The following is a 10,408-nucleotide window of genomic DNA, read 5'->3' on the forward strand; positions in this document are numbered from 1 at the left end:
CGGGCGCACCCCCACACCGTCAGGCGCAACTTTAGAAACTTTTTAGAGGAAGGCAACGATGAACGAAAAATTCGAACAGTTCGATCTGATCCAAGAGATCACGCTCAATGACGGGCAGCGGTACTTGGAGCTCGGCAACATCATGATGAACGGTCGGGCGGAACGCGCCGCCTTGAACGGGTTGATCAAGCAGGTCCGCATCCTGCAGCTGAACATCCCACACTCGACTTCGGTGCGTGCGTACGAGACCTATGTCAACGAGCACTACCAGTTTCCCCCGGTCGATGTGACGACTTGGGACGTCTGGGCCAAACCGGAAGGGCCGGTGCGCAATGCCTATGAGCAGATCTTACGTGAAAACCATCTGGGCTAGGGTCAAGTGGCTGGCGCCTGTGCTCGCCTTCCTGGTGGTGCTGGGACTCGCGCGCTGGGATGCGCCATTGTACCGGCACCCGATCGCGCAGGTTGACGCGGTGCGCGTCACCAAACAGGCCGCGCAGACGGATAATTTGGGCAACCGCGACCAGCTCACCACCCAACGCATCAGCGCCCACCTGCTGAACACGGTCAAGCGCGGGCGGCGCATCACGTTCACCAACCAGTACTCGCGCTCTGGGGCGATGGACAGCAAGCTGACAGTCGGCAGCCAGGTCTTCGTGACGGCGCAGACTGGCGGCTACGCACTGATGACCCGCAAGCGTGACGGGATCGTGTTGGCGCTGCTAGCGTTCGCGCTGACGCTCCTGGTGATGATCATGCGCCGGCGGCTGGTGATGACCGCGCTGAGTATCCTCGCCAACATCGGCTTGCTGGCCGTGACGCTACATGTCGAGTTTGATTCCCACCAGGCGACGGCCTTCTTACTGTTTGCCGGGTTGGCGGTCGCCTTCACTTTGGTGACGACTCTGTTCGTCCTCGGCATCACACGCGCGGCGGCGATTGCAGCGACGGCGACGATCACCGCGACTGCGGCCGGGGTGGCGCTGGGCTACCTGCTGTTCCACCTGACCGGGTACAAAGATCTGCACCTGGAGGCGGTCAAGTACGTGACGCAGGCGCCGCAGCTACTGTTTTTTGTCCAGATCATCATCGGCTCGCTCGGCGCGGTGTTCGACGAGTGTACGGACATCACGGCGAGTGTGATCGAGCTGCCGCCTGGGCGGCAGCCGTTCGCGGCGGGGATGGCGATCGGCCGCAACGTGATGGGCCCACTGATCGCAGTCTTGTTCATGATCTTCATCGCCGAGACATTCACCGAAAGCGTCCTGTGGTTGCGCAACGGCAACGCGATCTCGCAGACCGTGATCTGGGTGATGGGACTAGGCTTTGCGCAGGCGCTGGTGTCGGCCTTCGGGATCGTACTCGCAGTGCCGTTGACCAGCGGGCTTGCGGCCTTGGCCGCGCGAAAGCAGGTGCGCGCATGAGTACGATCGTTGCATTGCTGCTCGCGCTCTTGGTGCTGCTGACGCTGGTCGGGGGCAAGCAGGGGGTCGCGAACTTCATCGCGTTGCTACTGAACATGCTGATCATGATCACCGCGACGGTCTTGATGGCCGGCGGGTTCAACCCGATCGGCGTCGCGGTCGTCGCAGGACTCGGGGTGCTGGCTGCGATCATCTTCCTCTCCACGTCGGACAGCGACGTGGCCAGTACCGCCTTCGTCTCATCGCTTCTGGTGATGGGGCTGGTCTTGGTGGTCGTGATCGCCGGGGTGAGCCTGAGCCACACCGCGGGGTTCGGGCCCGAGGATTCCGAGGAGCTCGAAGGCTTCTCCCTGTACATCGGCATTCGCTTCCAAGACCTGCTGATCGCCACCGGCTTGCTGAGTACGCTGGGGGCGATCGCTGAGGCGGCGGTGGCTGTCACGGCCGGGGTCCGGGAACTTGGGGCGGCGGTTGATGCGGCTGGGCTCGACCGCATGGCCAGCGCGATCATCGGGACCGCGCTGAATACGCTGTTCTTCGGCTTCTTCGGTGGGTTTGCCGGGCTGTTCATCTGGTTCGCTCAGTTACGCTACCCGTTTTGGCAGATCCTGAACAACCAGATCTTCGCCGGGGAGCTGATCCAGGTCTTGTTCTCAGTGGTCGCCGTCACGTTAACGGTGCCACTGACGATGTGGGTGTGCCGCACACGCGCGGCGCACCGGGAGGGATAATGAATCTTTTTATCGCAGATACGCATTTTTTCCATGCCGACCTGCTCGGCACGAACGACTTCGCCCCGCGGCCCTTCACGACAGTCGCAGCGATGAACGACGCACTGCGGTCGGCGTGGGCCGCGCGCGTGGACGACAACGATGTGGTCTACCACCTCGGCGACATCGCGATGAACCCCGAACAGGTCCCGACCAACGCGGCGGTGCTCGCAGTGCTGCACGACCTGCCCGGCCGCATGGTGTTCATCAAAGGCAACCATGACTATCAGGCGTTGTTCAAGTTTTTGCGGGTCAACGATCCGGGCTGGCATGGCGAGCCGAAGTTTGCCTTTCACACCGTCGGGACGATCCTCAAGGACGACCACACGCAGTTCATCCTGTCGCATTATCCGATGATGCTTGGGATCACTAAGCAGACGTTGAACCTGCACGGGCACATCCACCACAGTATGGTGCCGTGGGCCGAGAACCTGAATGTCGGCGTTGATGCCCCGGAGCGTGCGTTCCTCGACCCGGCGGTGCCATGGGGCAGTCCGCTGACGGCTGCCGAGATCCACCAATTGGCCGCCAAGAAAAAGGCGTGGCTTGCCGCGCAGCAAAATTAGATTGGTCACATTGATTTTTAATCAAAACTCCCGTAAACTATCAGTAAAACGTTTAGGGGGTGTGGCTATGGATTCACGCGAAGAGGCTCAACTGCAGGCGCTTCGGCGCACCGTGCTGGCGGATAGTACACCGGATAAAGTCAGCCAGGTCAACGGGCTGTTGACGCTGATGTTTCGCAAGCTCGAGGCGCAGGGGTTCTCGGCGGCTTACTTCCGCTACAGCTTCTGGCCACAGCTGGCACCGATGCTGGAGCCGACGCAACAGGCGACCGTGGCGAGGGCCTTCGAACCCTTCCTGCAGGCGTGAGGAAACGAGTCGTGCTCGACCTTAGGCGTGAGCGGCCCCATTGATGAGTGCGCAAGCGGAGACTGTGATGATGCAGTCTCCGTTTTGCTTTGGCCCAGGTGTCGCCGTTGCGCGGTCGGCGCCGGTCGTCTAACATGGAAGTCAGGAGGTGAGCAGATGGAGACGATCACGCTGCTGCACACGAATGACCTGCACGCTCATGTCGAGCACTGGCCGCGCATCAGTCGATACTTGGCTGCGCAGCAGGGCCCGCAGACGCTGACGCTGGACGATGGCGACGCGATGGACCGGGCCCACCCGCTGACCGAGGCGACCGATGGTCACTTCAACGTTGCGCTGCTGAACGCGGCGCACTACGATGTGGCGACGATCGGTAACAACGAAGGGCTGGGTAACGCGCACGATCAGCTCGCCCACTTGTACGACGATGCGCGGTTCGAGGTGACGCTGGCCAACTTGTTCGAGCCCGATGGGCACCGCCCGGCGTTTGCCCGACCGGTGGTGTACCGCACCACGCCCGGTGGGACGCGGATCGCCTTCATCGGTGTGACCGCGCCGTACTTGGCGACATACGGCCCTAACGGCTGGCTGGTGCGGCCGGTCGCGGCGGTCCTCCCCACGCTGCTGGAACAGATCGGCGGCACTTACGACGTGCTGGTCGTCCTGTCACACTTGGGGTTGCCGGCAGACCGGCACCTGGCGGCGACGTACCCGCAGATCGATGTGATCATCGGCGGACACACCCACCACCTGCTACCGACCGGCGAGCTGCAGGGGCACACTTTGCTGGCTGCCGCTGGCCGTTACGGCGAATATGTCGGGCGCGTGACGCTGACTGTGGACGAGACACATCGCGTCCAGACGCGCCAAGCGACCGTGCAGGCGGTCGCCGATCTGCCGGTGCAGGCTGGCGACGAGGCCCAGATTGCTGCCTGGCAAGCGCAGGGGACCGCTGCTTTGGCGGCGCGACCGGTCGCGGCGCTACCGCAGGCGTTACCGTTAGCAGCGACCGGGCCGTCTCCGTTGATGGCCGCAGGGCTGGCCGCGTTGGCCCAAGCGGGCGCGAGCACCGCAGCGTTGCTGAACACTGGGCTGTTCCAAGGCGGGCTACCGGCTGGCGTGGTGACTCAGGCTGACTTGCACCGGCTCCTGCCTCACCCGATGCACCTGATCACGACGACGCTGAGTGGCGCGGACCTGTGGCGGCTGGTGATGGAGATCCAGAAGAACCGGGCGTTTCTGCATCATTTTCGCATGGTCGGGATGAACTTCCGGGGCCAGGTGTTCGGTGACATGCAGTGGGTGGGGCTGACCGTGGACGCGAAGCGCCAGGTCCGCTACGCTGGCGCCCGGTTGGTCGAGACACAGACTTACGCGCTCACGGGCGTGGACACGTACCTGTTCGCGCCGTTCTTCCCGACGATCGAGATCGCCGGGACGACGACGTTCCACTTTCCGCGCCTGCTGCGGACGGTCATCGGGGACCACCTGGCGGCTGTTTACCCGCTGAAATAGTGTTATACTGAATCGATTGAGGGACGAAAGGAGTCTTGACGATGCCAGAGCCAACGCCGCAGCCTGCGGAGACACCGCTTGTACCGGTAAGTCAGGTCGCACCGGACATGATCACGATCGATGGCCGTCGGTACCAGATAGAAGTCGATCACAAGCAGGCTTTCGATCGCGCGAAGTTTGCCGAGCGCTATAACGACATCCTCGACAAGTATGATTACGTCGTCGGGGACTGGGGCTATGACCAGTTGCGCTTACGCGGTTTTTACGCCAATGACAACCGTCGGGCGAACAAGGATCAGCTGATCCGGACCTTAGAGGATTACCTCTATGAGTACTGTAACTTCGGCTGCGCTTACTTCGTGCTCGCGCGCCTCGACGCCCCAGAGGTCAAGCCGCGCCGCCGCACCCGCGGTGGCAGTCGGCGTAGCAGCAAGCGCCGCCCGACCAAGCCGTACCAAGACAAAACCACCCAGGCGCCCACCGTCGCCGGCAAGCACGCCGAGACGGTCGCGCCGAATCAGCCCCGCAAGCGGCATTTTACCATCCGTTCGCAGGAGACCAATGAGAAGTAGGATTAAACGTTGACATACAAAGGTTACATGATCGATCTGGACGGGACGATGTATCGCGGCAAGGCGCGTATTCCGGAGGCCAAGGCCTTCATCGAGCGTCTGCAGGCCAAGCAGATCCCGTTTTTGTTTCTCACGAATAACACCACCAAGTCCCCGGCAGACGTCTGCGCGAACCTGCGCGATAACCACGACATCCACGCGACACCTGCGGAAGTCTACACTCCGAGCCTCGCAACGGCGGCGTGGATCTTGGCTGCGAACCACGGGGATGTCTCTGGCAAGTCCGTCTACGTGATCGGGGAGCTTGGCCTGAAGCAGGCGCTTTTGGATGTCGGCCTGCGCTTCAACGAAGTCGACCCCGACTATGTCGTGGTCGGGCTGGACTATGACGTCACCTACCATAAGTTCGAACTGGCGACGCTGGCGATCCAGCGTGGGGCGATGTTCATCGGCACGAACGCCGACACGAACTTGCCCAACGAGCGCGGCCATGTGCCAGGGGCCGGTTCCGTGATCGCACTGGTGGAGCGTAGCACCCAGCAACGCGCGTTTTATATCGGCAAACCGGAGCCGATCATCATGGCGCAGGGCCTGGCGCGCATGGGCCTGGCCAAAGAAGACGTTGTGATGGTCGGCGACAACTACAACACGGACATCAAGGCCGGGATCAACGCAGGCATCGATACGCTACTCGTCTACACGGGGATCTCGACCAAAGCGGACGTGGCGGCGCAGGCGATCCAGCCGACACACCAGGTCGACAGCTTGGCGGATTGGGAGGTCTAGCGCATGCGGTGGCGGTGGTTGAGCCTGTGGCTCTTTCTCGTCAGTGGGGCGATCTGGCTGACGATCCTGTTGTCGTTTCTCCTGTTTCCGCTCTTCGTGCACCTCGACCACTTGACCGAAGTCTCGGGGCTCGACTTGCCAACGCTGTATCACAACTACGTGAAGCTGATGGCATACCTGCACTTTCCGTGGATCGGCACGCTGCACTTGCCGGACTTCGCGGTCAGCGTGCACGGGGCGAATCACTTCGCCGATGTGAAGCGCCTGTTTCTGCTCGACATCGTGCTTTGCCTCGTGACGGCGCCGATCGCCGTGCGCTTTCTCGCCCGGTTGCGCGCACAGCGCGAGCGGTGGCGGCTGGTCCAGCCGTTCACGATCGGCGCGGTGGCGCCGCTAGTCCTTGGGGCGCTGATGTCGATCAACTTCGACGCGGTGTTCGTCACGTTCCACAAGCTCCTGTTTCGCAACAACGACTGGCTGTTCGACCCGGCCGTTGACCCGATCATCCTGGTGTTGCCAGAGGACTTTTTCCTCGCTTGCTTCGCACTGGCGTTGTTGGCCTTCGAGGCCCTGATGGTCTATGGGATCGTCACCGGACGGTGCGATGCACGTCGGCGGTGATTAGCAGATGCGTCCAAAAAGGAGGGGCTGTGCCATAACGCGGTTTTAGCCCAGAGTATAAGAGCGCTCCCCTGAAAAACCCGAACTTAGGTTTTGCAGGGGAGCGCTCTTATACGGCTAGGGCGTTGCGTTATGGCACGTAACGTTCTGGAATAGTCGTGCCACCAGAGGTTATGTCATACCCACTCTTTGGCTTATGCGGCCGCTTTGGGCTTGCGACTGCGCAAGGCGGTGATCAGGACGGGGATGAGCGAGATCGCGATGATCCCCAGCACGACGATGGAGAAGTGTTCCTTCACGAACGGCACGTTGCCGAAGAAGAACCCGGCGACGCAACACATGGTCACCCAGAGGAAACCGCCGAGCAGGTTGTAGTGGATGAACTTCGGATAGTGCATGTTCGACCCGCCGGCTACGAATGGGGCGAAGGTGCGGACAAGCGGCATGAAGCGCGCGATGGCGATCGTTTTGCCGCCGTGCTTATTGAAAAAGGCCTCGGCGCCGGCGAGCTTGTCGCGGTTGATCAACCGGCCAAACAGTGAGCTGTTCGAGGCCGCCAGCCCGAGATGTTTGCCGATCTCGTAGTTGACCGTATCCCCGAGCACTGCGGCGGCGAGAAACAGGCCGAAGAGTAGCCAGACGTTGAGGTGGTAGGCCTCGTTGGCCGCCAAAGCGCAGGCGGCGAACAGGAGGGAGTCCCCCGGCAGGAACGGGAAGATCACGACCCCAGTCTCGATGAAGACCATCAGAAACAGGATCAGGTAGGTCCAGCCCCCGAAGGTGTTGATGATCGTGACGAGGTGTTCGTCGATGTGCAAGATGAAGTCGATCAGTTGCGTCATAGCCAGTCTCCTTTGCGTGCAGCCGCGGTGGGCCGCTAGAATCAACGAAGCGCCGCGGTGCAGGCCCGCGGCGCCAAACTGTCATCATTATACCGACCGCAGTCAGCGTCGGCGTCGGTCTTTGGAGAAGCTTAATAAATATCGTCCTCGAGTTCGGGGTGAGAGTGGGCGAGGCGGCTGGCCGCGGCCGCTGCGATCGCACCGACAATGTCGTCGAGGAAGGTATGGATGATCCCCGGCTCATGGGCGTTCAGCTTGGCCAGGATCCCGGGCTTGACCCGGTCGATGTAGCCGTAGTTGGTGAAGCCGATCGACCCGTAGACGTTGACGATGGCGAAGGCGAGGATCTCATCGACGCCGTACAGCCCTTCATCCTCGGCGATGATGCTCTGCAGCGGGTCGTCCAGCGCGCGGGCCTCGGCGGCCTTATCGAGGGCGATACCGGTCATCACCGCGTTTTGGACCTCGCGTTTGTGCAACACGATCAAGACGTTGGCGGTCGCCGTCTCTAGTGTCAGACCGGGGATAAACTTAGCCTGCAGGAACATCACCAGGTCGCCGATCGCCTCGACACTGACCCCGCGTTCCTTCAGCAGGGCCAGTGTGTGCTCATACAGTTTTTGTTCGTTCGTCATACGATTGTCCTCCTTGCTCAGTGATAAAGTTGGGTGCTGTGCAACGCCTGTTTGCGGTCCGGGTAGATCAGACCGAGCGCTTCGTTCACCGCCGTCGGGGCCTCGCCGAAGCCGCTGGCGATCAGCTTGAGCTTACCGGGGTAGCCGGCGACATCGCCGATGGCGAAGATCCCGGGCACACTGGTCTGCATCTGCGAGTTGACCGCGATCGCGGCGTGGTCGAGCGCTAGCCCCCAGTTGCGTAGCTGCTTGTTGTCGCTCATGAACCCGTAGTTGACCAGTAGCTTGTCGACGTGCAGGACCTTGGTCGCGTCGCCGCGGACCTCTTGGAGCGTCAAGTCGAGCTGGGCGCCTGCTTCGTCGACTTGTGCGATCAAAAACGGGGTGTGAAGTTGTGCGCTTGAGGCCCGCAGTTGCGCGACGCTCGATTCGAGCCCGCGGAATTGGTCGCGGCGGTGGATCAGGTGGACCGACTTGGCGATCGGAACTAGCGCTAGCGCCCAGTCGATGGCGGAATCTCCGCCCCCGGCGATCGCAACGGCCTGGCCCCGGAAGTCCTCGAGATCGCGGACGTAATAAAGCACGCTGCGGCCCTCCAGCGCCGGGTCGTAGTCGACAGCTAGGTGCCGCGGGGTGAAGGCCCCGCCACCAGTCGCGATGATCACGGTGCGCGTCAGGATCTCCCCTTGGGTCGTGGTCAGCGTGATGTGATCGCCGGTGCGGGTCATCGCGGTGACCGCGGTCGCGGTGCGGATCTCTGGATGGAAGTGGGTGACTTGGGTGCGGAGATGGTCGATTAGTTGCGCGCCACTGATCCCTGGGAGCCCACCGATGTCGTACAAGAGTTTGGCGGGGTAGAGGTTCCCAGTCTGGCCGCCCAGTTCGCTGAGACTTTCGACCAGCAGGACGTCGGCGCTGCGCAGCCCGGCGTAGAAAGCGGCGAACATCCCGACAGGGCCGCCGCCGATCACAGTGATTTCATACATATGTTCAGACATGGTTCTCCCTCGTTTCGATAGCGTCGAGTTAACCCTAACATATTTTGACCACAAGCGGCGTGGCAATCGCACGATGGGTAAGGTAAAATGAGCAGGAAATATCCTATAGGAGGCAGTTATGTACCCACAATTAGATCTCGCCCACTTTGAGGGCCCCAAAGCAACGATGGTCACCAACATGGGCACCATCACCTTAGCGCTGTTCAAGGACCAAGCACCGAAGACTGTTGAGAACTTCATCGGCTTGGCCAAGAAGGGCTACTACGATGGCATCACCTTCCACCGGGTGATCCCGGATTTCATGATCCAAGGCGGCGATCCGACTGGTACCGGTGCTGGCGGTGAAAGCATCTGGGGGCAGCCGTTTGCTGACGAGTTCAGCCCGGAAGTCTTTAACCTCAAAGGGGCGCTCTCCATGGCCAACGCCGGCCCGAACACCAACGGGAGCCAGTTCTTCATCGTCTCCAACACGCACCTCAACCCGAACATGCTGGCGCAGATGCCAGACGCGGGGTTCCCGGCGCCAGTGATCGAGGCCTATAAGGCCGGCGGCACGCCATGGCTCGACATGCGCCACACGGTCTTTGGCCACGTGCTCGACGGGATGGATGTGGTCGACGCGATCAGCCAGGTCAAGACAATGGCAGACAAGCCAGACACCCCGATCACCATCGAATCCGTCACGATCAGCGACTAGTTGGTCGCTTACGATTTTTCAGGTATAATAGATGAGAAATCGAAAAAAGAAATGAAGTGTCAGCATGAATTATCGCATCGGAGATATCATAACTGGCAAAGTGACGGGGATCCAACCCTACGGCGTGTTCGTCCTGCTTGATGAGGACCACCAGGGGTTGATCCACATTTCCGAGTGCCAGCACGGCTTCGTCAAGGCACTCGGGGACCTATTCAACGTGGGGCAGAGCCTCAGCGTCGTGATCTTGGACATCGATGAGTATTCGAGCAAGATCAGCCTTTCACTGCGGGCGCTTCAACCGGCGCCTGCGATGACGACCTATCGGCACCGCAAGCACTACTGGACGAACCGGAAGTACCATACCGGGTTTGCCCCGATCGCGAGCCGCCTCGATGGATGGGTCTCGGAGTACTTACACGAGTTGGAGAAGGATGCGACTTAGGCCGCATCCTTCTTTTTCGAATGAATAGCCGGGATCGGAGGCTTTTGTTCGTGAATAAGACGATTGAATATTCACTCGTCGCGGAATGTCCGTGTCCAGATTCGTTAATTGGATTTTTTCAGGAAAAAGCGGAATTTTCTGTTGACGATGCCGCCTAAAGGCTGGTAAGATACTTGTTGTTGTCAGCGCGACGGTCACCGTCGACAGTGGTGAAGCATGAATAAATATTCATG

General features: G+C 60.9%; 14 protein-coding genes. 11 read left to right on the plus strand and 3 right to left on the minus strand.

The annotated features are described in order from the left end of the window. Positions 1-58 precede the first annotated feature (58 nt). From HII33_RS11790 to HII33_RS11830, 9 genes are all read left to right on the plus strand, one after another. Positions 59-373: a hypothetical protein gene (locus HII33_RS11790; RefSeq protein WP_179396005.1), complete on the plus strand. Its 315-nt coding sequence runs from the start codon at positions 59-61 to the stop codon at positions 371-373. Beyond that, positions 354-1,424, plus strand: coding sequence for a YibE/F family protein (locus HII33_RS11795; RefSeq protein ID WP_343036860.1), 1,071 nt, complete (start codon positions 354-356; stop codon positions 1,422-1,424). The genes HII33_RS11790 and HII33_RS11795 overlap by 20 nt, the downstream gene beginning before the upstream one ends. Continuing rightward, on the plus strand, positions 1,421-2,155 hold the full coding sequence (locus HII33_RS11800; protein WP_179396007.1) for a YibE/F family protein: 735 nt from the start codon (positions 1,421-1,423) through the stop codon (positions 2,153-2,155). The genes HII33_RS11795 and HII33_RS11800 overlap by 4 nt, the downstream gene beginning before the upstream one ends. Further along, positions 2,155-2,760, plus strand: coding sequence for a metallophosphoesterase (locus HII33_RS11805; protein ID WP_179396008.1), 606 nt, complete (start codon positions 2,155-2,157; stop codon positions 2,758-2,760). The genes HII33_RS11800 and HII33_RS11805 overlap by 1 nt, the downstream gene beginning before the upstream one ends. Before the next feature lie 67 nt (positions 2,761-2,827). Beyond that, a complete protein-coding gene (locus HII33_RS11810; protein WP_179396009.1) occupies positions 2,828-3,067 on the plus strand; it encodes a hypothetical protein in 240 nt (79 codons plus the stop codon). 156 nt (positions 3,068-3,223) lie between these two features. Continuing rightward, on the plus strand, positions 3,224-4,582 hold the full coding sequence (locus HII33_RS11815; protein ID WP_179396010.1) for a bifunctional metallophosphatase/5'-nucleotidase: 1,359 nt from the start codon (positions 3,224-3,226) through the stop codon (positions 4,580-4,582). Positions 4,583-4,623: 41 nt separating this feature from the next. After that, the gene (locus HII33_RS11820; protein ID WP_179396011.1) at positions 4,624-5,154 is read left to right on the plus strand and encodes a YutD family protein; all 531 of its coding nucleotides are present in this window, start codon (positions 4,624-4,626) and stop codon (positions 5,152-5,154) included. A gap of 9 nt (positions 5,155-5,163) precedes the next feature. Next, entirely contained in the window at positions 5,164-5,940 is a 777-nt protein-coding gene (locus HII33_RS11825) for a TIGR01457 family HAD-type hydrolase (RefSeq protein WP_179396012.1), read from the plus strand. 3 nt (positions 5,941-5,943) lie between these two features. Beyond that, the gene (locus HII33_RS11830) at positions 5,944-6,561 is read left to right on the plus strand and encodes a TIGR01906 family membrane protein (protein WP_179396013.1); all 618 of its coding nucleotides are present in this window, start codon (positions 5,944-5,946) and stop codon (positions 6,559-6,561) included. Between the two features lie 194 nt (positions 6,562-6,755). On the opposite strand, the gene HII33_RS11835 is transcribed toward HII33_RS11830, so the two are convergent. From HII33_RS11835 to HII33_RS11845, 3 genes are all read right to left on the minus strand, one after another. Continuing rightward, positions 6,756-7,403 carry a VTT domain-containing protein gene (locus HII33_RS11835; protein ID WP_179396014.1) on the minus strand — a complete coding sequence of 216 codons (648 nt, stop codon included), beginning with the start codon at positions 7,401-7,403 and terminating at the stop codon, positions 6,756-6,758. A 131-nt stretch (positions 7,404-7,534) separates the two neighbouring features. After that, the gene (locus HII33_RS11840) at positions 7,535-8,038 is read right to left on the minus strand and encodes a phosphatidylglycerophosphatase A family protein (protein ID WP_179396015.1); all 504 of its coding nucleotides are present in this window, start codon (positions 8,036-8,038) and stop codon (positions 7,535-7,537) included. A 17-nt stretch (positions 8,039-8,055) separates the two neighbouring features. Next, entirely contained in the window at positions 8,056-9,036 is a 981-nt protein-coding gene (locus tag HII33_RS11845) for an NAD(P)/FAD-dependent oxidoreductase (protein WP_179396016.1), read from the minus strand. Positions 9,037-9,154: 118 nt separating this feature from the next. On the opposite strand from HII33_RS11845, the gene HII33_RS11850 reads away from it, so the two are divergent. Next, entirely contained in the window at positions 9,155-9,733 is a 579-nt protein-coding gene (locus tag HII33_RS11850) for a peptidylprolyl isomerase (RefSeq protein WP_179396017.1), read from the plus strand. Between the two features lie 64 nt (positions 9,734-9,797). Further along, on the plus strand, positions 9,798-10,175 hold the full coding sequence (locus tag HII33_RS11855) for a CvfD/Ygs/GSP13 family RNA-binding post-transcriptional regulator (RefSeq protein WP_179396018.1): 378 nt from the start codon (positions 9,798-9,800) through the stop codon (positions 10,173-10,175). Positions 10,176-10,408 lie beyond the last annotated feature (233 nt).

Origin of the sequence: Lacticaseibacillus absianus, from assembly GCF_013407595.1 — a bacterium.
GTDB classification, from domain to species: domain Bacteria; phylum Bacillota; class Bacilli; order Lactobacillales; family Lactobacillaceae; genus Lacticaseibacillus; species Lacticaseibacillus absianus.